A 23737-nucleotide genomic window follows, 5' to 3' on the forward strand; every position below is an offset into this window, starting at 1 on the left:
CTCGTCACTCTCCCTCGTCGTCGTAGCCGACGAGGTGAAGCGGGCGGGCGGCGATGCCCTTGAGCTCGCACCAGCGCACCAGCGCTTCTTCGCGTCCGTGCGTGACCCAGACCTCGGCCGGCGCGATCTCGGTGATCGTTGCCGTCAGTTCGGCCCAGTCACAATGGTCGGAGATGATCAATGGCAGCTCGACGCCCCGCTGTTTCGCTCGTTGCCGGATCAACATCCAGCCGGAAGCGAAACTGGCAATCGGGTCGGAGAAGCGCCGCGACCAGCGATCGGCGAAGGCGGCGGGCGGGCCGATCACGATCGTGCCCTTGAAATCCTGCTTTTCGTCGGCGGCAAGCGTTGCCGGACGTAGGGCGCCGAGGTCGATGCCCTGGCTCTGATAGTAGTCGCACAGCCGTTGCAGGGCGCCATGGATGAAGATCGGCTGGTGATACTCCTCTTCGCGCAGGAGTGCGATCACCCGCTGCGCCTTGCCGAGCGCATAGGCACCGACCACGTGCGTGCGCTCGGGAAACTGGGCGAGCGACGTCAGCAATTTGCGGGTTTCCGCGCGATCGTCCGGGTGGTGGAAGACCGGCAGGCCGAAGGTGGCTTCGGTGATAAAGACATCGCAGGCGACCGGCTCGAAGCCAGCGCAGGTCGGATCCCGCCGTCGCTTGTAGTCGCCAGACGCGACGATGCGCACGCCGTTTGCACGAACGGAGATCTGCGCCGAGCCGAGTACATGACCGGCCGGATGGAAGCCCACGTCGACGCCATTGACGACAAGGGGTTCACCGAGGCTGATCGCCTGGCTCGTGCCGCAGAAGTCGTCGCCGTAGCGGATGCGCATGATGTCGAGGGTCTCGCGGGTGGCGAGCACGTGGCCGTGCCCCGCGCGGGCATGGTCGGAATGGCCGTGTGTGATCAGCGCCCTTTCGACCGGTTGAACCGGGTCGATGTAGAAGTCACCGATCGGGCAATAGAGGCCTTTGGGGGCGGGGTAGAGCAGGGCGTCCGGTTTCATGGACTGAAAGATAGCCGGCGAATGCGCATTCGCCAGCCGTCTTGTTCAAGTTTTTCAAGGCGCAACATTCGCTGCGCCTCGATCAGGTTCAGCCGGGCAGAACCAGCGTGTCGATAATGAGCTTCAGCGTGCGGGCGGCATCGATGTCGATGCAGGCCTTCTGGCTCGGCAGATCGTCCCAGGGGCTTGGCGGGAACAAACGGTTGTCGGGGCTCTGGATCGTCTGGCCGTCGGCAATGCCGCCGCAGACGACACGGATCGATCCGCTCCTGACGGTGAAGAGGTCGGGCGCCACGACATAGGCGCAGGCGCAGCTGTCATGCACGACCATGCCGTCGGGCACGTGCTGCTCGTAGAAGGTGACGTAGAATTTTGAGATATCGGCAAGCAGCTTGCCGGCGTCGCCGCCGCGTTCGGCGATATCGGCGATCATCGCCTTGGTCATCACGGTCTGGGTGGTGACGTCGAGGCCAACGACGGTGACCGGCCAGGGCGCCGTCATCACGACGTCGGCAGCTTCCGGGTCGCCGTGGATGTTGGCCTCGGCAGCCGGCGTGATGTTGCCGTTGACGTCGAAGGCGCCACCCATGATGACGACTTCGCGCACGAGCGCTGCGAAATCGGGATCCTCGCGCAGTGCCAGCGCCAGGTTGGTCATCCGGCCAACGGCGATCAGCGTCACTTCGCCGGGATGGGCGCGAACGGTGTCGATGATGAAGCGGTGCGCCGGGCGCGGATCGACCGGCAGGTCGACCGTCTCGGGCACGTCGATGTTGCCGAGGCCATCGTCACCGTGGATGAAGGTCGGCCAGCCGACATGCGGGCGGTCGGGATTGAAAGTCTTGTCGAGACCCTTGGCGACGGGCGCATCGATGCCCCAACGCTGCTTCAGGAACAGCGCGTTGCGGGTAGTGGTTTCGACCGAGGCGTTGCCGAATACGGTGGTGATGCCGATCAGGTCGATGGCCGGGTGACGGTGCAGGAAAAGCAGCGCCATTGCATCGTCGATGCCCGGATCCGTATCAAAGATGACTTTATGCATTCTCGTTCTTCTTTTCTTGTTCTTGTGTTTGACGGCTCGCAATGGAGGCAAGATGGCTGCGAATGTCAATCGCCATCCGGGTTGACTCGGGGAGCGGCCGCGCCTCTGGCCATGGTTTCCATGGGAACATCACCAACCGGGCGAGCATGGCAAGCTCTGCGTGTGGATGAGAACGGCTCATCCAGTCAACCGGGAGGTAATGTCATGCATCGGCTGGTCCTTGTTTCCATGATCGTCGTCACCGCGGCAACGTCGTTTGCCGCCCCCTCCTTTGCCCAAAGTGCCGGTGGCAAGGGCCGCGGCGGCGGTGGTGGCGGACACGGTTCTTCCGACAGCAGCGACTGGTATGCCGGCATCGGTTCCTTCACCCATGCCAACGACAGCTACAGCCGGCGGCGCCCCAAGGTCATCCTGACGAAGTCGGGCGCCTATTGCGTCGAAAACCGCCGGTGGATCGATGCCTCGGGCAAGGTGCATCTTTCGCCTTACCGCGAGTGCCGCGACCGGATCGATATCGCCGTCGACTGATCGGCGTGCATGCTTCAGACAGGAGGCCGGCGCACAATCACCGGCCTCCTGTCTGTTGATCTGCCACCCGCCGGTGTCTTGCGGGTTGCCGGAAGATCGCTACCGCAATTTAAACTTTCCGAAAGGTCGCGCGCCTAATGTTGTGCTGCCCGTTCCGGGCTTTCTGCAATTTCTGGATATGATGGCGGAGTCCACGCTCGTGAAGGCTATCCTCGGCAAGATCAGGCCATCAAAGAGACTGCTCGTCATTCTCACGGCGGCTTTCGGTGTTTCCGCCGCTTCGGGCGGTGCTGCCGTCTATGTCAGCCGCGATGCGCTCATGGCGGAACTTTCCAAGCCGAAGGTTTCGGGCCTCGAGTGCACGACCATTCGCACGTTGAAGCTCGGCCACAACGGCCAGCGCTGGATCCGCATGCACGTCAAGACCGACCGCGCCGACGGCCAGGCGCGCATGCGCACGGCGTTGCGCGTCGTGGGCGCCCTCGCGAAGGCCGAGCGGGCAGATCTCTATCAGGTCGTCGTGCTCGATTCCGCCGGTCCCGAAAACCGGGCTGACGTGCGCGGTGCGGCGATCGGTGCGGAGGTGCTCTTCGCCCCCGGTCCGCAGAGCGTTCCGGGCATGAGCGAGACGTTTCGGGCGTTCTACAATGACGGCACGGCAAATTCTGTCGGCGTCTTCCATGGCAAGACCGTCGACCTTTCGATGGACGACATCCGCACGATGATGGCGGCCATGGACGACCATTCGCCATGCATCGACCCATCGGCCGCACCGGCCGATGGCGTGAGCGCCGAGGGCGGCGCCGGTGAGCAGGAGGCCAAGCCGGCCGAGACCGCCGAGGCGCCTGCGGGCCACTAGGCCCGGGTTACGTTCGGTAATCCGTTCTTTCTGAGAATTGAAAAAGGCCCGGCGCGTGAGCGGCGGGCCTTCGTGTTCGTGGGTTTTGCGACCTTGATCAGTCAGCCTTCTGCCGGCGGGCCGGGAAGAGGATGACGTCGCGGATCGACGGTGCGTTGGTGAGCAGCATGATCAGGCGGTCGACGCCGATGCCGAGGCCACCGGCCGGCGGCATGCCCTGGTCGATCGCGTCAAGGAACTCGTCGTCGAGCTGCTTGGCCTTTTCGCCGCGGGCGTGGGCCTGTTCCAGCTGCTCGACCATGCGTGCGCGCTGCTCTTCCGGATCGTTAAGTTCGGAGAAGGCGTTGCCCAGTTCCCAGGCGTTGCAATAGGTCTCGAAACGCTCGACGAGGCGCGGTTCGCCCGGCACTTCCTTGGCAAAGGGCGAGATGTCCTTCGGGAAATGCGTGACGTGGGCCGGCTGGATCAGCGTGCCTTCGACCTTCTCTTCGAAGATGAAGGCGAGGCACTCGCCCCAGGTCCAGTCCTTCTCGACCTCAAAGCCGGCAGCCTTGGCGGCAGCGCGGGCTTCTTCGTCGGTCTTCATCGCCAGGAAGTCGATGCCGGTCGCTTCCTTGACAGCGTCGGGCATCGGCACGCGGCGGAACGGACCCTTGAAGGAGATTTCCTTGTCGCCATAGGCAAACTCGGTCGAGCCGTGGATCGCCATGGCAAGCTCACCGAACAGCCGCTCGACGAGGTCCATGATGTCCTCGTAGTCGGCATAGGCCCAGTAGCACTCCATCATGGTGAATTCCGGATTGTGCCGGGTGGAGACGCCTTCGTTGCGGAAGTTGCGGTTGATCTCGAAGACCTTGTCGGTGAGGCCCGAAACCAGCGTGCGCTTCAGGTACAGTTCCGGCGCGATGCGCAGGAACATGTCGAGCTTCAGCGTGTTGTGATGCGTCTTGAACGGCTCGGCGGTGGCGCCGCCGTAGACCGAGTGCAGCATCGGCGTCTCGACTTCCATGAAGCCGTCGTTTTCCATGAAGCGGCGGATGCCCGAGACGATCTTGCTGCGCTGCTGGAAGCGCAGCTTCGATTCCTCGTTGGTCATGATGTCGAGGTGGCGCTTGCGGTAGCGGATCTCGATGTCCGACAGGCCGTGCCACTTTTCGGGCATCGGCAGCAGCGACTTCGTCAGCATGGTGATTGCCTGGGCGTTGATCGTCAACTCACCACGCTTGGTGCGGCGAACGACGCCGGTCACGCCGATGATGTCGCCGATGTCGATCATCGGCAGCAGCGCGCGGGCGTCTTCCGGCGTGGGGTCCTTATGGCTGAAGATCTGGATCTTGCCGGAGGCGTCATGGATGTCCATGAACATGCCGGAGTTGCGCGAGGAATAGACGCGGCCGGCAACGGTCACGACATCCTGGGTCTCGGTGTCCGGCTCCAGGCTCTCGTACTTTGCGGTCAGCTCGGCATTGCTCATCGTCCGGTGGAAATGCGCCGGATAGACGTCGCCGATCTGCTCACGCAAAAGCTTCAGCTTCTGTGCACGCACTTCCGTGGCGTCGGAGGAGAGGCCAGTGGTCTCGGTCTTGTCGTTCATCGTGCTCTCCTTACTTTCCGCTGCCGACCATGGAGGCGACCACCTGGGACGCGACCTTGAGACGCTGGCGGACCACGGCGCGGCCGAGGATTTCCATGCTGTCGAACAGCGGCAGCGAGCGCTGCGAGCCGGATACAGACACGAAGAGCGGCGCCAGGATCACCTTCAGCTTCTTGCCCATGCGCTCGGCGACCGCGCGCAGTTCGGCTTCGATCGATTCCTTGTTCCATTCGAGGATCTTTTCAAGGTCCGGCTGAACGGTGTTGAGGATCTCGAGCAGTTCTTCGGGCGTCGACTTGACGCCGGCGAAGGCTTCGGGCTTGAGGCCGAGGTCGGACTTCAAAAGGAAGCTTGCGAGATCAGGCAGTTCGCCGAGCTTCGAAATGCGCGACTGGCTGAGCTTCAGGCCCTGTTTCAGGCGGTCGTTTTCCATGGCCCAGGCAAGGACGCGGGCGGCGAATTCTTCTTCCGAAAGCTTCTCGCGGATCCAGCGGGCGTTCAGCCAGTCGAGCTTCTGGATGTCGAAGATCGCGCCGGCCTTGGAGAGGTTCTCCGAGTCGAACTTTGCAGCCAGTTCCTCGATCGTCAGCAACTCCTCGCCTTCGGCGATCTGGATGAAGAACAGGCCGAGGAAGTTCATCAGCGCTTCCGGCAGATAGCCAAGCGCCGTGTAGTACGAGATCGACGTCGGGTTCTTGCGCTTCGACAGCTTCGACTTGTCGGCATTGCGCATTAGCGACAGGTGCATGAAGACCGGCGGCTCGAGGCCGAGATAGCGGTAGATCAGGATGTGCTTTGGCACGGAGGCCAGCCACTCCTCGCCGCGGGCGACGTGGGTGATCTTCATCAGGTGGTCGTCGACGACGTTGGCCATGTGGTAGGTCGGCATGCCGTCGGCCTTCAAGAGGACCTGCATGTCGACGGCATCCCACGGAATTTCCACGTCGCCATAGACGCCGTCGGTAAACTTGCACGAGCCCTCGGTCGGGATCTTCATGCGCACGACATGCGGCTCGCCGGCGGCAACGCGCGAGGTCACTTCTTCGGCGGACAGGTGGAGACACAGGCCGTCATACTTCGACGGCTTGCCGGCGGCGCGCTGGCTCTCGCGCATCTGCTCGAGCCGCTCGGGCGTGCAGAAGCAGCGGAAGCCGTGACCATTCTCGACGATCTTCTCGACGTAGGGGCGGTACATGTCCTTGCGGTCGCTCTGGCGGTAGGGACCATAGGGACCACCGACATCAGGACCTTCCGACCATTCGAGCCCGCACCATTTCAGCGCGTCCAGCACCTTCTGTTCGAACTCGGGCGTCGAGCGGGTGGCATCGGTGTCTTCGATGCGCAGGATGAACTCGCCGCCGTGCTTCTTTGCGAAGAGGTAGTTGAACAGAGCGATGTAGGCGGTGCCGACATGCGGCTCGCCGGTGGGGGAGGGTGCGATGCGTACCCGGACTGCTGAATTTGCCATGGTCTTTGCCCGTCTGACGTGCTTTTCGCCCCTTGCCGGAGAAGAAACCGGCCGCCGGGGGCGCGCATTTTATGGGAAGGAAAGGCCCGCAAGGGTGCCGCAACAACGGTATCGGCAGGCTATTCCAATAGGCTCGCGTGAGACCATAGAACGCCGATCATGTCAACGGAAACCCGATCACGCCGGTTTTTGTTGACACTGCCGCCTGCGGGCGTTAATGAACCGAAAGGTTATTTAACTGAAAGGTTTTTTAGAAAATGCCGGAAGATCGCTTGTCGACGACGCTCTCAGCTCTGGCCGATCCAACGCGAAGGGCCATTCTCGCCCGCCTCGCACTTGGAGAGGCCTCGGTCGGCGAGCTGGCGGAGCCCTTCGAAATGAGCCTGCCGGCAGTCTCCAAGCATCTCAAGGTTCTCGAGCGCGCCGGGCTGATCAGCCGTGGCCGCGAAGCGCAGTGGCGACCATGCAAGCTTGAAGCCGCCCCGCTGAAGGACGTCAACAGCTGGCTCGACGGCTATCGTCGCTTCTGGGAGCAGAAGTTCGACCGTCTCGACGCCTATCTGCAGGAACTCCAGCATGTCGACCCCGGTGCCGGCAAGAACTGATCGCCGGCCCGTCTTCCGTCCTTGGCCGTTCTGCGCTAAGCAGGGGACGTCGAAAAAGGCAGGACCGGATATGGTAAGCCCGGTCCCTTCGGTTTTCTAAACGAAGCTCTGCTCGAACGTCCCGTTCGAACCCGCGACGTGGTTCCGATGCAATCGCATCGGTCCGCGGCGGGGTGTATGCAATCGACGCAGTCCGCCGCGTTTCTCGAACACGGAGACTGTAAACATGCGACTGAACCATATCGACCTCTATAGCCCTGTCGTTGCCGAAACGGCGTCCTTCCTCATCGATCATTTCGGCCTGACGCTGGTCGAAAAACGCGGCAAGGATGCCTTTTTCCGCCTGACGGACGGTTCCGGCCTGGTGCTCGTCGTCAGCCCGCCGATCACTGCGCTCGGCGGCGGCGACCAGGTCAGCCTCGGGACCCAGACCTACCACATAGGCTTTTTGCTGCCGGTGCGGGCCGACGTCGACGATGCCTATCAGCGGGTGCTTGGATCCGGCGCCCAGGTGATCCCGCCTGCCGATCGGCACGGCGCCTATGTTTTCTACGTAGTGATACCCGGCAACATTCTGGTCGAGGTCGGCCATCGCCCGGATGTTTGAGCGGCTGAAACCGGATCGGAACGTTTCCTGAGGAGATGCGTTGTCCAACCAGAAGGCGTGGGGACTGGCCCCGGCAAGCTTGGCGGAAAGAGGAAACGACCCCGTTTGTCTTGCCGCCGATGGCTCGCGGTTGACGGCCGGTCAGCCAGCCTCCGCGTCTTCCAGAACTCCCGCAAGCAGAAGGCCCGCATCTTGGATGCGGGCCCTTCTCATGACGGGATTGTTTTCGGCCCGGCGCGTCAGTCGAGCTTTCCGGCCTTCCTCAGGCGCGCATTGCGCGCGACCATGTTGAGGATTTCGACGAGCGCCGAGAAGGCCATGGCGGCGTAGATGTAACCCTTCGGCACATGCAGGCCCATGCCTTCGGCGATCAGTGTCGTGCCGATCATCAGCAGGAAGGCGAGCGCCAGCATGACGATCGTCGGGTTCTTCTCGATGAAGTTGGCGAGCGGGTTGGCTGCAACGAGCATGACCGTGACGGCGGCGATGACGGCGATGACCATGATCGGCAGGTGCGGTGTCATGCCGACGGCGGTGATGATGCTGTCGACGGAGAAGACGAGGTCGAGCAAAAGGATCTGGGCGATCGCGGCGCCGAAGCTGTTGATCGCCGAGGAGGCGATGAAGTCCTCGCCGTGATCGGCCGGATCGACATTGTGGTGGATTTCCTTGGTCGCCTTCCAGACGAGGAACAGGCCGCCGGCAATGAGGATCATGTCCTTCCAGGAGAAGCCGTGGCCGAAGGCCTCGAACACCGGCGTCGTCAGCTTGACGATCCAGGCAACCGTGCCGAGCAGCGCAAGGCGCATGACGAGGGCAAGGGCGATACCGATGCGCCGGGCCTTTTCGCGATGCTCGACAGGCAGCTTGTTGGTGAGGATCGAGATGAAGATCAGGTTGTCGATGCCGAGAACCACCTCCATGACGACCAGGGTGACGAGGGCGACCCAGGCGGCGGGGTCTTGAGCAAGCAACAGGATATCCTGCATCGGCGATCTTTCTCTTTCAGCACTTCATAAGTTCCACAGCGCCGCGCGTCCGATGGACGCGCGGCGCTGTGGGGGATGGCGCGTCGACGCGCAAGAATCGCCGAAAGTATTTAAGAAACATTGCGGAAGAGACAAGCGCCGCTGCCCGATTGCAGCGGCGCTTTACCGTTTACGATTTGACAGGAATCCACATTTCGACCACGCCCATGCCCGAATGCGGGTCAAAGCGCGCATCATAGCGTTCGATGAGGTCGGGCGTTTCTCCATGCTGCAGTCCGGATTCGGGCAGCCATGTGCCGAAGACGTAGTCGGCGGTTTTGGCGATCGCGGAGATGTGCCCGCGATGCAGAAAGACGGCGTAGCGCTGCTTCGGCAGCCGTAGCGTCGAAAAGCCTTCCGCCAGGTCGTCGGCGTCACTGATTTCGGCTGCCGCCATGTAGCGGAAGGTGCCAGCCTCGCCGTTGCTGTCGGTGCACACACCGTAGGCGATGTCGCCTCTCTGTCCGGGTATCGCGCCGAAATGGCGATTGAACCGTTGCCAGAGCGACGGGATGCCTTCGGTGCGGCCGTAGGTGTAGGTTTCCGAAAGGCCCGCCAGAAGCAATGGCGGGCTGTCTTCGAAGCGGGGCGGGTCGATCTTGAGAAGGCGGGTATCGTCCATTCTTAAAGGCTCCATCAGCTCGATGTTTCGAATGTGCCTTTGCTTGCGAACCGTTTCGGGTGTCACGCCGAACTGGTCGCGAAAGGCACGGGTGAAAGCCTCGTGCGAGCTGTAACCCGCATCGAGTGCCACCGAGAGAATGCTGATGGAGCCATCGGCAAGCGCGCTGGCGGCATCGCTGAGACGCCGTCCGCGGATATAGGCGGTGATCGAGCGGCCGGTGACCAGCCCGAAAACGCGCGAAAGATGGAAGCGCGAAAGGCCCGCGGCCCCGGCGATTTCATCCAGCGATATCTCTTTTGCGAAATGGCTCTCGATGAACCAGACCGCCCGTCCGATGGCACTCATCTTCACTCCCCTGGCAACGCCCTTTTGATAGGGGCTCGGCTGAAGGCGCGCTTGATCGAAATTGCTCGATTGAAACGCAGGAGGGCTGAAGGAGGTTCGGCGTCAGTCCGCCTATTTCTTCTTCTTCGGACCGTAGGCGGACATGAAGACGCGGACGGCGGCGGTCACCGTCGCCTCGATCTGTTCTTTCGGCGGTGCCGAACACATGCCGCCGAAAAGCCGGTGCTTGAAGAGGCCGGCTTGGGCCATCTCGATAAACTGGCGGGCGGCCATTTCTGTGTTGTCGATGTCGAGCACGCCGGTCGGGACCTGCCGGTCGAGATAGGCCTTGAGCACAGTGTAGCCGTTCTCCGGTGCTTCGCTGAAGAAGCGCTCGGCCAGATGCGGCATGCGGTCGATCACCCCGATCACCATGCGCATGGAGCGGATCGTCTCTTCCGCCGTCATGCTCGTCGTCAGCGTCACGCCGAAATCGTAGAGTGATTCTTCGACGTCGTCGTGATCGTTGAGCGCGTGCTTGGCGGTCTGGACCACCCGGGTCTTGCCCTTGATGATCAGCGCCTTGAACAAGTCTTCCTTGTTCTCGAAATAGACGTAGAGCGTGCCCTTGGAGACGCCCGCCTCGCGGGTGATGTCGTTCATGCTGGCGGCATCGAAACCTTGGCTCAGGAACGCGCGTCGCGCGCCTTCGAGGATCTGTTCACGCTTGGCTGGATCCTCGCCGGCGGCGTGACGGCCGCCACCCGAACAGAGATCCTCATCCATGCCGGCTGCCGGCTGCATGACGTCCTGGGTTCCGTTCTTTGCCTCGCTCATGATGGTCGCTTGTTTCCGCCCTGCTCATATTAAATTTAAGTCATCGAACCACGCGGTTCGATTTCCTCTTGATATGCGACCAGAAAGGGCCTATGTCAAGTTCCAATCGAACCGAACGGTTCAGTTCGTTCAGCAATCCTTAACCAGGCCGGTGCCCAATGTCCGCATCCAACACGTCCAGCGCTGCCCGCGTCCGTCCCGTCGACGAGACTTTCGAAGTGCAGCAGGAAACCGCGCTTGAGGCGAAGGCGCCCGCTGCGGAGCAGGCGGTCGCGCCGGCTCCGGCAAAGGAAGCCGCCGCGCCGCAGAAGAAGGCGCGCAAGCCCATCCTTCCCGTACTCGGCCTGGCGCTTCTGGCTGCTGGTGCCTGGTATGGCTACGACTGGTGGACCAATGGCCGCTTCATGATCTCGACCGATGACGCCTATATCGAAGGCGACATCGCGACGATTTCGCCGAAGGTTTCCGGTTATGTCGCCAAGGTCGACGCCGTCGCCAACCAGAAGGTGAAGGCCGGCGACCCGCTGGTCACGCTCGATGACGGCGACTACCGCATCGCCGCCGAGCAGGCCGAGGCGAAGATTGCCACCCAGAAGCTTGCGCTCAGCCGCTTCGATGCGCAGATCGCCGGCGCCAAGGCGAGCCTTGCCCAGACCGAAGCGCAGAAGAAGGCTCTCGAAGCGACGGTGCGCGGCGCCGAACTCGCGCAGAAGCGCGCGAGCGACCTCCAGTCCAAGGCCGTTGGCACCGTCGCTTCGCTCGATAACGCCGATGTGGCGCTCGACCAGGCACGGGCAAACCTTGCCGGTGCCGATGCCAACATCGCCGCTGCCAACGCCAGCATCACCGTTCTCGAAGCGCAGCGCACGGAAGCCGAAAGCGAGATCCGTTCGCTGGAGCTTGCGCGCGACAAGGCCAACCGCGACCTCGGCTTCACCGTGCTGAAGGCGCCCTATGACGGCATCGTCGGCAACGTCGCGGTGCAGGTCGGCGACCTCGTGTCGGCCGGCCAGCGGCTTGCCGCCCTGGTTCCGGTCGACCAGCTCTATATCGACGCCAACTTCAAGGAGACCCAGATCGCCCATCTGGTGCCGGGCTCCAAGGTGAAGGTGCATGTCGACGCCTATGAGGATCATGCGATCGAAGGCACTGTCGCCTCGATCTCCCCGGCCTCCGGCTCGGTCTTCTCGCTGCTGCCGGCGGAAAACGCCACCGGCAACTTCACCAAGGTGATCCAGCGCGTGCCGGTGCGCATCACCCTGCCGGCCGACGTGCTGGCTGAAGGTCACCTGCGTGCGGGCTTGAGCGTTGTCGTCGACGTCGACACGCGCACAGCGCCGGATCAGACCAAGGTTGCCGCGACCAAGTAAGCGGACGAAATGCCGGCGCGCCCTTGGGCGCGCCTTTTGTCGAGACCCCGGCGCTACGGAGCGCGGTGAAGTCCGGAACGCCGGCGCGGCGAAACGCGCATGTCCAGAACGCTGGCGCCCAAGCGCGCCCATGCAAGGAGTGGCTGAGATGGCCGCAACGGCAACAGCAGGCTCGGTGGCGGCCGCCGCACCGAAGGTCGAGGAACATATGGACCCGAAGAGGCTGATCGCCTTCTTCGCCATGGTCGTCGGCATGTTCATGGCCATCCTCGACATCCAGATCGTCTCGGCCTCGCTTGCCGAGATCCAGGCCGGCCTTTCGGCCGGTTCCGACGAGATCGGCTGGGTGCAGACCTCCTATCTCATTGCCGAAGTCATCATGATCCCGCTCTCGGGCACGCTGGCGCGCATCGTCTCGACGCGTGTGCTGTTCTCGGTTTCGGCGGCGGGCTTCACCGCGGCAAGCGCGCTTGCCGCGACCGCGACGAACATCGACCAGATGATCGTCTATCGCGCGATCCAGGGCTTCATCGGCGGCGGCATGATCCCGTCGGTCTTTGCGGCCGCCTTCACCATCTTCCCGCCGTCGAAGCGCAACATCGTCTCGCCGATCATCGGCCTGATCGCCACGCTTGCCCCGACCATCGGTCCGACGGTCGGCGGCTATCTTAGCCACGCCTTCTCCTGGCACTGGCTGTTCCTCGTCAACGTCATTCCCGGCATCATCGTTGCGACGCTCACCTGGACCTTCATCGACTTCGACAAGCCGGAGCTTGGCCTGCTCAAGAAGTTCGACTGGTGGGGTCTCGCCTCGATGGCGATCTTCCTCGGCGCGCTCGAATACGTGCTGGAAGAGGGCAACACCAACGACTGGTTCAACGACGAGCACATTGTCATCGGTGCCGTCGCTTCGGCGATTGCCGCCATCGTGTTCTTCTACCGCGCCTTCAAGGTGGAGTTCCCGGTCGTCGACCTCAGGGCCTTTGCCAACCGAAACTTCGCCTTCGGCTCGATGTTCTCCTTCGTCATGGGCATCGGCCTTTATGGTCTCACTTATCTCTATCCGCTCTATCTCGGCCGTATCCGCGGCTACGACTCGCTGATGATCGGCGAGACCATGTTCGTCTCGGGCCTCGCCATGTTCTTCACGGCGCCGGTTGCGGGTATTCTCTCGGGTAAGCTCGATCCGCGCGTGCTGATGACGATCGGCTTCACCAGCTTTGCCAGCGGCACCTGGATCATGGGGCACCTGACGGCCGACTGGGACTTCTACGAGCTGTTCATCCCGCAGATCCTGCGCGGCGTCGGGCTGATGCTGTGCATGGTGCCGATCAACAACATCGCGCTCGGCACCATGCCGCCGGCGCGCATGCGCGGCGCCTCGGGCCTGTTCAACCTGACCCGTAACCTCGGCGGCGCGGTGGGGCTTGCGGTTATCAACACGATCCTGACCCAGCGCCAGGACTTCCACTATGCCCGCCTTGCCGAGCATATCCAGTGGGGTAACCCGGAAGCCATGGAACGCTTCAACAACATGGCCGCCAACTTCAACGCTCATGGTCTCGACGGCACGACGATCGCGATCAAGCAGCTTGCGGGCATGGCGCAGAAGCAGGCGATCATCCTGTCCTTCGGCGACATTTTCATGCTGCTGACGGTGCTGTTCCTGTCGCTGATCCTCGGCGTCATGATGATCAAGAAGCCCGAGGGCGTCGGCCCTAGCGGCGGCGGTCACTAGCTCCCCCTCTTAAGCAGGACGCGACTCTCGGTTTACGCGAGCCGAGCCTTGCGGCACACTTCTGTCCCAAGTGTGAGAGGGGGAGCGGCATGCGGCGATCGGGTTCTGACGGCATATCCAGGCGATCATTCGTTGCGGGCCTTGCCGGTCTCGGGGCAGCGCTTGCTGCCTCCCGAAGCCGCGCCGCAGTCCCGGCCATCGACGCGACATTCCTGTTTTCCAACGATATCCATGCCTGCCTCGTTTCAATCGAAGGGCTTGCTCCCAACTGCGCGGCCGAAGGCAAGACGGACGCAAATCTGCTGCGCCACGTCGCGGCGCTGAATGCCGTGCACGCCATGCGCTGGCCGGAGACGGTTGCCGGCAAGCCGAGCGGGCTTGCAAGCGCCGGGCGAGAGATCGGCAAGCCGCTCGGCCTGGTGCTCGGCGGCGATCTCACCGATGACGGCGGCGGCCAGGTGCGCCAGCCGCGCGAGGGGCGGCAGTTGCAGCAATTTTCAAGTCGCTACCAGGAAGGGGCGGGACCCGACCACGTCCACATGCCCGTCTATGTCGGCCTCGGCAACCACGACCTCGACCAGGATGGGCCCCCGCCGCATGTCGACTGGTATCGCCGCGAACTGCGCGACTATGTTGAGCTCAACCACCGCCAGTCGGTGTTCTACAAGCCTCCGGTGCCGGTCACCAACTACGATCCGCTGTCGGATTGCTATTCCTGGGACTGGGGCGGGCTGCATCTGGTGCAGTTGCAGCGCTTCGGCGGCGACGAGACCAAGGGTGCGGTCAATGCGCTGCCCTGGCTGAAACAGGATCTGGCGTCCTATGCCGCCGACGGCCGGCCGGTGATCCTCTTCCAGCACTACGGCTGGGACGCCTTTTCGACGGAGGTCTGGGATGCGAAGGCCAGGACTTTCGACGACGAAGGCGACGGCGCTCCGCATTGGTGGAGCATCCCTCAGCGCCAGGCGCTGCTCGACACCGTCAAAGGCAGCAACGTCATAGGCCTGTTCCACGGGCATCAGCACGAAACCGCAATGATCTACCGGCAGGGCGGGCTCGATCTCATCAAGCCGAAGGCCGCTTACATGGGCGGCTTTGGCGTCGTGCGCGTTACCGATGGCTTCATGGACGTGGCGCTGGCGGAGGCTGGACAGAGCCATGGCGAGGTTGTCTTTACCGATACCTTCAGCAAGCGCCTTTCCTAGGTCGAAAACTCTATCTGAATCAAATATTTAAGGTGTCGAATCCCCTGTCTCCGGACAGCCGTGCGGCGCTCCGTTTTTCACGTCTTGCGGATTTTTGATTTACGTACATCAGAAATTCCTCTAAAGGCAGAACCCGGAGGAAAACATGCGCCCGACAGTTCACGATATCGCTGCTAGAGCCGGGGTCAGCCTCGCGACCGTCGACCGGGTTCTGAACAACCGGCCGGGCGTGCGTGGTGTCACCCGCGACAAGGTCGAGCGCGCCATCGAAGCGCTCGGCTATGTGCGCGACGTCGCCGCCGCCAACCTCGCCAAGAGCCGGATCTACCCGCTGGTCTTCATCCTGCCGGAGGGCGACAACACCTTCATGCGCGGCCTTGCGGCCGAGGTGGAGGCGGCGAAGGCGCGCTCGGCAGTCGAGCGCACGGCGATCACGGTCTTTTCCGTGCCGGCCTTCGACCCGGAAGCGTTGGCTGCAGCCCTTCATAAAGCGCGGGCGCTTGACCCGGCCGGCGTCGCGGTCGTTGCGATCGATGCGCCCGAGGTCGTCAGTGCGGTAGATGCGCTGCGTGAAGACGGCGTCGCCGTCGTGACGTTGGTTTCCGACCTGCCGGGATCGTCGCGCGATCATTTCGCCGGTGTCGACAACGTTGCCGCCGGCCGGACCGCCGGCACCCTGATGGGACGTTTCCTCGGTGGCCGAAACGGCCCGGTGGCGATCGTAGCCGGCTCGATGCTGGTGCGCGACCATCGCGACCGTCTCGAAGGTTTTGGCGCGGCCATGGCAGAAAGTGCGCCTGGCCGCCGGCTGCTGCCCGTCGTCGAAGGCCATGACGATCCGGCCGAGGTCGATCGCCTCGTCTCCAACCTTCTCGCCGATCAACCGGAGCTTGCCGGCATCTACAGTCTCGGCGCCGGCAATCGTGGCCTGATCGCGGCACTGGAAAAGGCCGGTCGCGAAAAGGCTGTCTGCGCCATCGCCCATGAACTGACGCCGCACAGCCGCGCGGCACTTCTTTCCGGCACGCTCGACGCTCTCCTCAATCAGGACGGCGGCCATGAGGTGCGCAGCGCCATCCGGGTGCTGAAGGCCCGCGCCGACGGCCTTTCGGTGATCGGGGCGCAGGAGCGCATCCGCATCGAAATTTTCCTGAAGGACAACCTGCCGGTCGATCCGGCGTAGCGCTTTGAATTTACGCAGTTCTTTCGAAGAATTGCTCAATGGAGGCAAGCATGTATCTCGGACTGGATCTCGGCACTTCGGGCGTCAAGGCAATGTTGATCGATGGCGGCCAGCGCATCGTCGGTTCGGCCTCCGGCGCGCTCGACGTCTCGCGGCCGCATCCCGGCTGGTCGGAACAGGACCCGGCCGATTGGGTGCGCGCCACCGAAGAGGCAATTGCCGGGCTGAAGGCGGCACACCCGGCGGAGCTTTCGGCGGTGCGCGGTATCGGCCTTTCCGGCCAGATGCACGGTGCGACGCTGCTTGATGCCGACGACCGGGTGCTTCGGCCCTGCATCCTCTGGAACGACACCCGCAGCTTCCGAGAGGCGGCAGCGCTCGATGCGGACCCGCAGTTCCGCGCCATCACCGGCAACATCGTCTTCCCCGGCTTCACCGCACCGAAGCTTGCCTGGGTGCGGGCCAACGAGCCCGACATCTTCGCCAAGGTGCGCTGGGTGCTGCTGCCGAAGGATTATCTGCGCCTGTGGCTGACCGGCGAGCACATGTCGGAAATGTCCGACAGCGCCGGCACTGCCTGGCTCGACACTGGCAAGCGGCAGTGGTCGGAAAGCCTGCTTGCCGCCACCGACATGGACGAAAAGCAGATGCCGAGTCTGGTCGAGGGAACCGATGCGGCCGGGAAGCTGCGTTCGGAACTGGCCGCGCGCTGGGGCATTTCCGGTGACGTCGTGGTTGCCGGCGGTGCAGGCGACAATGCGGCTTCTGCCTGTGGCATGGGCACGGTCGGCGAGGGCAATGCCTTCGTCTCGCTCGGTACCTCGGGTGTTCTCTTCGCGGCGAATGCGAGCTACTTGCCCAACCCGGAAAGCGCCGTGCATGCCTTCTGCCACGCGCTGCCGAATACCTGGCACCAGATGGGCGTGATCCTGTCTGCGACCGATGCGTTGAACTGGTACTCCGGCATCGCCGGCCGCAGTGCTGCCGACCTGAGCGCCGAACTCGGCGATCATCTGAAGGCGCCTTCGGGCGTCACGTTCCTTCCCTATCTGTCGGGCGAGCGCACGCCGCACAATGACGCGGCGATCCGTGGCGCCTTTGTCGGGCTTGGCCATGAGAGCGGCCGGGTGGTGCTGACCCAGGCGGTGATGGAGGGCGTGTCCTTCGCCATTCGCGACAGCCTGGAAGCCTTGCGCGCCGCCGGCACGACGCTTTCTCGGGTGACGGCGATCGGTGGGGGTTCGCGCTCGCGCTACTGGCTCAAATCGATCGCTACGGCGCTCAACCTGCCGGTCGACCTGCCCGCCGACGGCGATTTCGGCGCTGCCTTCGGGGCGGCCCGCCTCGGCCTGATCGCCGCGACCGGTGCCCATCCCGTTGTCACCTGCTACGCCCCACAGACGGCCGAGACCATTGCGCCGGAGGCGTCGCTGGTTTCGGCCTATGAGGCGAGCTACCAGCGCTACCGCCGGCTCTATCCGGCGATCAAGGGCGCCGTGTCGTGATGCGGCGCCCCCTGTCTCGATCCGCCGCCTCGTGCTCAGCGGACCGGAACCTTGTCGAGGAAACCGGTGACCGTCTTCAGCCGACCATTTTCGATCTGGCAGACATCGGTGCCTTCGATGACAGAGGGAACGCCGTCCGGACCGAGTGCCCAGGAAAAGCGGATCGTGTCGGCGTAACCGTCGGCGGCACCCTTCAGCGTGAAGCGGAAGCCGGGGAACTGTCCGTGCACGCCGGCAATGAGCGCATCCATGCCGGCATGGCCGTCGCCCTGCATGATCGGGTCGCGATAGGCGACGTCGGCGGTGAAGGCCTTCTCGATCTGGCCGGCGCGGCTTGCGGCGTCGGTCGTGTTCCAGGCGGCGATGTAGGCTCTGGCGATGGCGTTGAAGTCGTGCATCGAAGTGTTCCTTTCGTTTGGCGTTTCGATGCTTCCGGTATCGCCGGACGAGGGAATGAAACCAATTACCTTCCACGTAATGGCCGCGCCTATCGCATGGGCGACGCCGGCCGACACCACTCTTGAAAGAGGAGCAAGACCCGTGAGCACTGGCTTTTTCGGCGATATCGCCAAGATCAAATATGAAGGACCGGATAGCGCCAACCCGCTCGCCTTCCGCCATTACAACAAGGACGAGGTCGTGCTCGGCAAGCGCATGGAAGATCACCTGCGCTTCGCGGTTGCCTACTGGCACACCTTCGTCTGGCCGGGCGGCGACCCCTTCGGCGGACAGACCTTCGAACGTCCCTGGTTCAAGGACGACATGGCTGCGGCCAAGCTGAAGGCCGACGTCGCCTTCGAATTCTTCGACCTGCTCGGCGTCCCGTTCTATTGCTTCCACGATGCCGACGTGCGCCCGGAAGGCAAAAGCTTCGTCGAGAACACGAAGAACCTCAACGAGATTGTCGACTACTTCGAAAAGAAGCAGGCCGAGACCGGTGTCAACCTGCTGTGGGGCACGGCGAACCTCTTCTCCAACCGGCGCTACATGTCGGGTGCGGCGACCAATCCGGATCCGGACGTCTTCGCGTTCGCAGCCGCGACGGTGAAAACCTGCCTTGACGCCACCAAGCGCCTCGGCGGCCAGAACTACGTACTCTGGGGCGGTCGTGAAGGCTACGAGACGCTGCTCAATACCGACATGAAGCGCGAGCTCGACCAGCTCGGCCGTTTCGTCAACCTCGTCGTCGAGTACAAGCACAAGATCGGCTTCAAGGGCGCGATCCTGATCGAGCCGAAGCCGCAGGAACCGACCAAGCACCAGTACGACTACGACGTCGCGACGGTCTACGGCTTCCTCAAGAACTACGGCCTGGAAAACGAGGTGAAGGTCAACATCGAGCAGGGCCATGCGATCCTCGCCGGCCACTCCTTCGAGCACGAGCTGGCGCTTGCCAACGCGCTCGGCATCTTCGGCTCGATCGACATGAACCGCAACGACTACCAGTCCGGCTGGGATACCGACCAGTTCCCGAACAACGTGCCGGAAATGGCGCTCGCCTATTACCAGGTTCTTGCCGGCGGCGGCTTTGCGACCGGCGGCACGAACTTCGACGCCAAGCTGCGTCGCCAGTCGATCGATCCGGAGGACCTGCTGATCGGCCATATCGGCGGCATGGATTGCTGCGCGCGTGGCCTGAAGGCAGCGGCAAAAATGATCGAGGACAAGGCGCTCTCCGCACCGCTCGAAGGCCGCTATGCCGGCTGGCAGGTGCCGGAAGCCAAGAAGATGCTCGACGGCGGCTTCTCGCTGGAAGAGATCGAGGCCTGGGTGCTGAAGTCGGACCTCAACCCGCAGCCGAAGTCCGGCAAGCAGGAGCTGCTCGAAAACGTCGTCAACCGCTACGTCTGAGCGGAGATGGATATCGAAAGGGCGCCTCGAAAGCGCCCTTTCTCTTCGTCGACGCGCACGGGAGGCGATCGTTGATGTCGCGGATTTCTGCAGCGAGGGCGTGCCGTGGCTGGTCTAATGCCGTGTGCAATGAAATCGATTACAAAACTTTTCGGAATCCGGTCGTGCGCTGTTGCCCCTCGCTGAAAATCTGCTAGCTTCGGCGCCTGCAACGTTTCAGATCCGGCAGTTCTGGGAGAAAACAAAGGCGTGCAATCGCCTTTCATGCCGGCTGTCAGGACAAGGCCAACACCAATTTCGGCCGTTCCATCGGGAGGAAAATCAGCATGAAGACCATCAAGGGGCCAGGGCTCTTTCTTGCGCAATTCGCCGGCGATGCCGCGCCGTTCAATTCCTGGGATGCGATCACCAAATGGGCGGCCGATTGCGGCTACAAGGGCGTGCAGGTGCCGAGCTGGGACGCGCGGCTGATCGATCTGAAAAAGGCGGCGACCTCGAAAGCCTATTGCGACGAGTTCGCCGGCACGGCGCGCGACAATGGCGTCGAGGTAACCGAGCTTTCGACCCATCTGCAGGGTCAGCTCGTCGCCGTGCATCCGGCCTATGATGAAGCCTTCGAGGGGTTTGCAGCACCCGAGGTGCGCGGCAATCCCAAAGCACGCCAGGCCTGGGCGGTGGAACAGGTGAAGCTGGCGCTGACGGCCTCGAAGAACCTCGGCCTCAACGCCATGGCAAGCTTCTCCGGCGCGCTCGCCTGGCCTTTCGTCTATCCCTGGCCGCAGCGGCCGGCCGGTCTCGTCGAGACCGCCTTCGATGAACTGGCGAAGCGCTGGAAGCCGATCCTCGACCATGCCGAGGATTGTGGCGTCGACGTCTGCTACGAGATCCATCCGGGCGAGGATCTGCACGACGGCATCACCTACGAGATGTTCCTGGAGCGCACCGGCAACCATGCCCGCGCCTGCATGCTCTACGACCCTTCGCACTACGTGCTGCAGTGCCTCGACTATCTCGACAATATCGACATCTACAAGGACCGCATCCGCATGTTCCACGTCAAGGACGCGGAGTTCAACCCGACCGGGCGCCAGGGCGTCTACGGCGGCTACCAGGGTTGGGTCAACCGCGCCGGCCGCTTCCGCTCGCCCGGCGACGGCCAGGTGGATTTCGGTGCGGTGTTCTCGAAGATGGCCGCCAACGATTTCGCCGGCTGGGCGGTGGTCGAGTGGGAATGCGCGCTGAAACATCCAGAGGATGGGGCACGCGAGGGTGCCGATTTCGTCAAGCATCACATCATCCGCGTGACCGAGAAGGCGTTCGACGACTTTGCCGGGGCTGGCACGGACGAGGCGGCCAACCGGCGCATGCTGGGGATCTGAGGCAGGTAGGACCTGAGGGTGCGACTGCCCGGTCTCCTCGGGTTAACCCGAGGACTGGCCCTCTTCCCGCAGGCGGGGAGAGGGGACGTGGATTGCCGCTGACCACGGGTTATCGTGGCTGCTGTTGCTGCGGTTTCGCAAGCGGGTGCGGCATGAGCCCTTCTCCCCGCGTGCGGGGAGAAGGTGCCGGCGGGCGAATGAGGGGCATCCCTTGCGCCAGGAAACGAACAAACAACACGGAACGAACAGGGGAGAAGATCATGGCAATCGAAGGAACGAGCGAGAAGCGCGAGCGTCGCATCCGGCTCGGCATGGTGGGCGGCGGCTCCGGCGCATTCATCGGCGCGGTGCATCGCATCGCAGCCCGTATCGACGATCACTATGAGCTGGTGGCCGGCGCGCTGTCGTCGACGCCGGAAAAGGCGGAAAGCTCAGGCCGAGAGCTCGGGCTCGATCCGTCGCGTGTCTATTCCGACTTCAAGCAGATGGCGATCCGCGAAGCGAAGCTGAAGGATGGCATCGAGGCGGTGGCGATCGTCACGCCAAACCATGTGCACTACGCTGCGGCCAAGGAATTCCTGAAGCGCGGCATCCACGTGATCTGCGACAAGCCGCTGACTTCGACGCTTGGCGACGCGAAGAAGCTGAAGAAAGCGGCGGACGAGAGCGATGCGCTGTTCGTGCTGACGCACAATTACACCGGCTATCCGATGGTACGGCAGGCGCGCGAGATGGTCGCCAATGGCGAGATCGGTGCGGTGCGGCTGGTGCAGATGGAGTACCCGCAAGACTGGCTCACCGAAAACATCGAGCAGTCGGGCCAGAAGCAGGCGGCCTGGCGCACCGATCCGGCGCGCTCGGGTGCCGGCGGCTCGACGGGTGATATCGGCACGCACGCCTATAATCTCGGCGCCTTCGTCTCCGGCCTCGAACTCGAAGAACTCGCTGCCGATCTCGACAGCTTCGTTGACGGCCGCCAGCTCGACGACAATGCCCATGTGATGATGCGCTTCAAGGCGAAGGACGGCGAGCGCGCCAAGGGGCTGCTCTGGTGCAGCCAGGTGGCGCCCGGCCACGAGAACGGCCTTATGGTGCGCGTCTACGGCACCAAGGGCGGGCTTGAATGGACGCAGAAGGACCCGAACTATCTCTGGTACACGCCGTTCGGTGAGCCGAAGCGCCTGCTCACTCGCGCCGGCGCCGGGGCGGGTGCGGCCGCAAACCGCGTCAGCCGTATTCCGTCGGGCCATCCGGAAGGTTACCTGGAAGGCTTCGCCAACATCTACACGGAGGCGGCGCGCGCCATCTTTGCCAAGCGCAAGGGCGAGAAGATCGATCCGGCCGTCACTTACCCGACCATCGACGATGGCATGAAGGGCATGGTCTTCGTCGACGCCTGCGTACAGTCATCCAAACGAAATGGGGCGTGGGTAAAGGTATAACCGCAGGCCAATACCGGCGGAAGGGCGGGGCTTTCCCGCCCTTTTTCGCGAGTTGACATTTGCCGGCATGGATTTAGGTCGGCCCGCTACAAACCGAAAACCAAGGTCCCGCTGGCAGCGGGGCCGGAACGAGACGAGACAAAGAGATGACCGATCCCAAGATCCTGGCAGAGCGCTTCCCGGGCGATTTCGTATTCGGGGTGGCGACCGCCTCCTTCCAGATCGAAGGCGCGACCAAAGCTGACGGGCGCAAGCCGTCGATCTGGGATGCCTTTTCGAACATGCCGGGCCGTGTCTTCGGGCGTCACAACGGCGATGTCGCCTGCGATCACTACAATAGGCTCGACGAGGATCTGGACCTGATCAAAAGCCTCGGCGTCGATGCCTATCGGTTTTCCGTTGCCTGGCCGCGGATCATTCCTGAAGGCACCGGCCCGATCAACGAAAAGGGTCTCGATTTCTACGACCGCCTCGTCGACGGCCTGAAGGCGCGTAACATAAAGGCCTTCGCCACGCTTTACCATTGGGACCTGCCGCTGGCGCTGATGGGCGATGGCGGCTGGACGGCGCGCACGACGGCCTATGCCTTCCAGCGCTACGCCAAGACCGTGATCGCTCGCCTCGGCGACCGGCTCGATGCGGTCGCGACCTTCAACGAGCCCTGGTGCTCGGTGTGGCTCAGCCACCTCTATGGCATCCATGCGCCGGGCGAGCGCAACATGGACGCAGCCCTGCATGCGCTGCACTTTACCAATCTGGCGCACGGGCTCGGCGTCGACGCCATCCGCTCCGAGCGGCCGAACTTGCCTACGGGCATCGTCATCAATGCGCATTCGGTCTACCCGGGCAGCGACAGCGCGGCCGACAGGAAAGCCGCCGATCGCGCCTTCGACTTCCACAATGGCGTCTTCTTCGGCCCGATCTTCAAGGGGGAGTACCCCGAAAGCTTCATGAGTGCGCTCGGCCATCGCATGCCCGCGATCGAAGACGGCGACATGGAGACGATCTCCCGGCCGCTCGACTGGTGGGGGCTCAACTACTACACGCCGATGCGGGTCAGTGCCGATCCGGCCAAGGGCGCAGAATATCCGGCAACCATCAATGCCAAGCCGGTGAGCCAGACAAAGACGGATATCGGTTGGGAGGTTTACGCTCCGGCGCTAGGCAGCCTGGTCAAGACGCTGAACGCGACCTACCAGCTGCCCGACTGCTACATCACCGAGAACGGCGCCTGCTACAACATGGGCGTCGAGAACGGCATTGTCGACGACCAGCCGCGGCTCGACTATATCGCCGACCACTTGTCGGTGACGGCGGATCTGATCGCCGAGGGTTATCCGATGCGCGGCTATTTCGCCTGGAGCCTGATGGACAATTTCGAATGGGCCGAAGGTTACAAGATGCGTTTCGGCATCGTCCATGTCGACTACGACACCCAGGTCCGCACCATCAAGAAGAGCGGTGAGTGGTACCAGGCTCTGGCCGAACAGTTCCCGAAGGGCAACCACATCTGACGCTCAAGCGGGCGGGCT

General features: G+C 63.2%; 21 protein-coding genes. 13 read left to right on the forward strand and 8 right to left on the reverse strand.

Features of this window, described 5'->3' with window-relative positions; genetic code table 11:
* Window positions 1-4: 4 nt before the first annotated feature.
* Window positions 5-1015: a ligase-associated DNA damage response exonuclease gene (locus ASD63_RS33255; protein WP_034787073.1), complete on the reverse strand. Its 1011-nt coding sequence runs from the start codon at window positions 1013-1015 to the stop codon at window positions 5-7.
* An 88-nt stretch (window positions 1016-1103) separates the two neighbouring features.
* The gene (locus tag ASD63_RS33260) at window positions 1104-2057 is read right to left on the reverse strand and encodes a nucleoside hydrolase (protein WP_034787069.1); all 954 of its coding nucleotides are present in this window, start codon (window positions 2055-2057) and stop codon (window positions 1104-1106) included.
* 204 nt (window positions 2058-2261) lie between these two features.
* Between ASD63_RS33260 and ASD63_RS33265 the strand changes: the two genes are divergently transcribed.
* A complete protein-coding gene (locus ASD63_RS33265; protein ID WP_034787066.1) occupies window positions 2262-2585 on the forward strand; it encodes a hypothetical protein in 324 nt (107 codons plus the stop codon).
* A 199-nt stretch (window positions 2586-2784) separates the two neighbouring features.
* Window positions 2785-3444 (forward strand): hypothetical protein, encoded by a 660-nt coding sequence (locus tag ASD63_RS33270; protein WP_034787288.1) that lies wholly within the window; start codon window positions 2785-2787, stop codon window positions 3442-3444.
* Window positions 3445-3541: 97 nt separating this feature from the next.
* On the opposite strand, the gene lysS is transcribed toward ASD63_RS33270, so the two are convergent.
* Together lysS and gltX are read right to left on the reverse strand one after the other, a co-directional pair.
* Window positions 3542-5038, reverse strand: coding sequence for a lysine--tRNA ligase (lysS, locus tag ASD63_RS33275; protein WP_060530582.1), 1497 nt, complete (start codon window positions 5036-5038; stop codon window positions 3542-3544).
* Window positions 5039-5048: 10 nt separating this feature from the next.
* Window positions 5049-6506, reverse strand: a complete 1458-nt coding sequence (gene gltX, locus ASD63_RS33280; protein ID WP_034787058.1) for a glutamate--tRNA ligase — start codon at window positions 6504-6506, stop codon at window positions 5049-5051.
* Window positions 6507-6763: 257 nt separating this feature from the next.
* On the opposite strand from gltX, the gene ASD63_RS33285 reads away from it, so the two are divergent.
* Together ASD63_RS33285 and ASD63_RS33290 are read left to right on the forward strand one after the other, a co-directional pair.
* Window positions 6764-7111: a metalloregulator ArsR/SmtB family transcription factor gene (locus ASD63_RS33285; protein ID WP_034787053.1), complete on the forward strand. Its 348-nt coding sequence runs from the start codon at window positions 6764-6766 to the stop codon at window positions 7109-7111.
* Between the two features lie 226 nt (window positions 7112-7337).
* Window positions 7338-7718, forward strand: a complete 381-nt coding sequence (locus ASD63_RS33290; protein WP_034787050.1) for a VOC family protein — start codon at window positions 7338-7340, stop codon at window positions 7716-7718.
* A gap of 239 nt (window positions 7719-7957) precedes the next feature.
* On the opposite strand, the gene ASD63_RS33295 is transcribed toward ASD63_RS33290, so the two are convergent.
* The 3 genes from ASD63_RS33295 to ASD63_RS33305 all read right to left on the reverse strand — a co-directional run bounded on the left by ASD63_RS33295 (window position 7958) and on the right by ASD63_RS33305 (window position 10499).
* The gene (locus ASD63_RS33295; protein WP_034787044.1) at window positions 7958-8707 is read right to left on the reverse strand and encodes a TerC family protein; all 750 of its coding nucleotides are present in this window, start codon (window positions 8705-8707) and stop codon (window positions 7958-7960) included.
* A gap of 169 nt (window positions 8708-8876) precedes the next feature.
* Window positions 8877-9716, reverse strand: a complete 840-nt coding sequence (locus ASD63_RS33300; protein WP_034787039.1) for an AraC family transcriptional regulator — start codon at window positions 9714-9716, stop codon at window positions 8877-8879.
* Window positions 9717-9827: 111 nt separating this feature from the next.
* Entirely contained in the window at window positions 9828-10499 is a 672-nt protein-coding gene (locus ASD63_RS33305; RefSeq protein WP_226020723.1) for a TetR/AcrR family transcriptional regulator, read from the reverse strand.
* A 191-nt stretch (window positions 10500-10690) separates the two neighbouring features.
* Here ASD63_RS33305 and ASD63_RS33310 point away from each other — a divergent pair, with 191 nt between their 5' ends.
* The 5 genes from ASD63_RS33310 (at window position 10691) to xylB (ending at window position 17533) form a co-directional block, all read left to right on the forward strand.
* Window positions 10691-11902: an HlyD family secretion protein gene (locus tag ASD63_RS33310; protein WP_034787034.1), complete on the forward strand. Its 1212-nt coding sequence runs from the start codon at window positions 10691-10693 to the stop codon at window positions 11900-11902.
* A 148-nt stretch (window positions 11903-12050) separates the two neighbouring features.
* On the forward strand, window positions 12051-13640 hold the full coding sequence (locus tag ASD63_RS33315; protein ID WP_090427252.1) for a DHA2 family efflux MFS transporter permease subunit: 1590 nt from the start codon (window positions 12051-12053) through the stop codon (window positions 13638-13640).
* Window positions 13641-13729: 89 nt separating this feature from the next.
* Window positions 13730-14845, forward strand: a complete 1116-nt coding sequence (locus ASD63_RS33320) for a metallophosphoesterase (RefSeq protein WP_060530583.1) — start codon at window positions 13730-13732, stop codon at window positions 14843-14845.
* Between the two features lie 145 nt (window positions 14846-14990).
* Entirely contained in the window at window positions 14991-16028 is a 1038-nt protein-coding gene (locus ASD63_RS33325; protein ID WP_034787022.1) for a LacI family DNA-binding transcriptional regulator, read from the forward strand.
* Window positions 16029-16078: 50 nt separating this feature from the next.
* Window positions 16079-17533 carry a xylulokinase gene (gene xylB / locus ASD63_RS33330; RefSeq protein WP_034787284.1) on the forward strand — a complete coding sequence of 485 codons (1455 nt, stop codon included), beginning with the start codon at window positions 16079-16081 and terminating at the stop codon, window positions 17531-17533.
* 35 nt (window positions 17534-17568) lie between these two features.
* On the opposite strand, the gene ASD63_RS33335 is transcribed toward xylB, so the two are convergent.
* A complete protein-coding gene (locus tag ASD63_RS33335) occupies window positions 17569-17931 on the reverse strand; it encodes a nuclear transport factor 2 family protein (RefSeq protein WP_034787281.1) in 363 nt (120 codons plus the stop codon).
* A gap of 142 nt (window positions 17932-18073) precedes the next feature.
* Between ASD63_RS33335 and xylA the strand changes: the two genes are divergently transcribed.
* The 4 genes from xylA to ASD63_RS33355 all read left to right on the forward strand — a co-directional run bounded on the left by xylA (window position 18074) and on the right by ASD63_RS33355 (window position 23719).
* Window positions 18074-19384, forward strand: a complete 1311-nt coding sequence (xylA, locus tag ASD63_RS33340) for a xylose isomerase (RefSeq protein WP_034787018.1) — start codon at window positions 18074-18076, stop codon at window positions 19382-19384.
* 326 nt (window positions 19385-19710) lie between these two features.
* Entirely contained in the window at window positions 19711-20763 is a 1053-nt protein-coding gene (locus ASD63_RS33345; protein WP_034787015.1) for a sugar phosphate isomerase/epimerase, read from the forward strand.
* Between the two features lie 260 nt (window positions 20764-21023).
* On the forward strand, window positions 21024-22205 hold the full coding sequence (locus ASD63_RS33350; RefSeq protein WP_034787011.1) for a Gfo/Idh/MocA family oxidoreductase: 1182 nt from the start codon (window positions 21024-21026) through the stop codon (window positions 22203-22205).
* Between the two features lie 146 nt (window positions 22206-22351).
* On the forward strand, window positions 22352-23719 hold the full coding sequence (locus tag ASD63_RS33355; RefSeq protein ID WP_034787007.1) for a GH1 family beta-glucosidase: 1368 nt from the start codon (window positions 22352-22354) through the stop codon (window positions 23717-23719).
* Window positions 23720-23737: the final 18 nt, after the last annotated feature.

It is taken from the genome of Ensifer sp. Root558 (assembly GCF_001427045.1).
Classification (GTDB): Bacteria; Pseudomonadota; Alphaproteobacteria; order Rhizobiales; family Rhizobiaceae; genus Ensifer; species Ensifer adhaerens.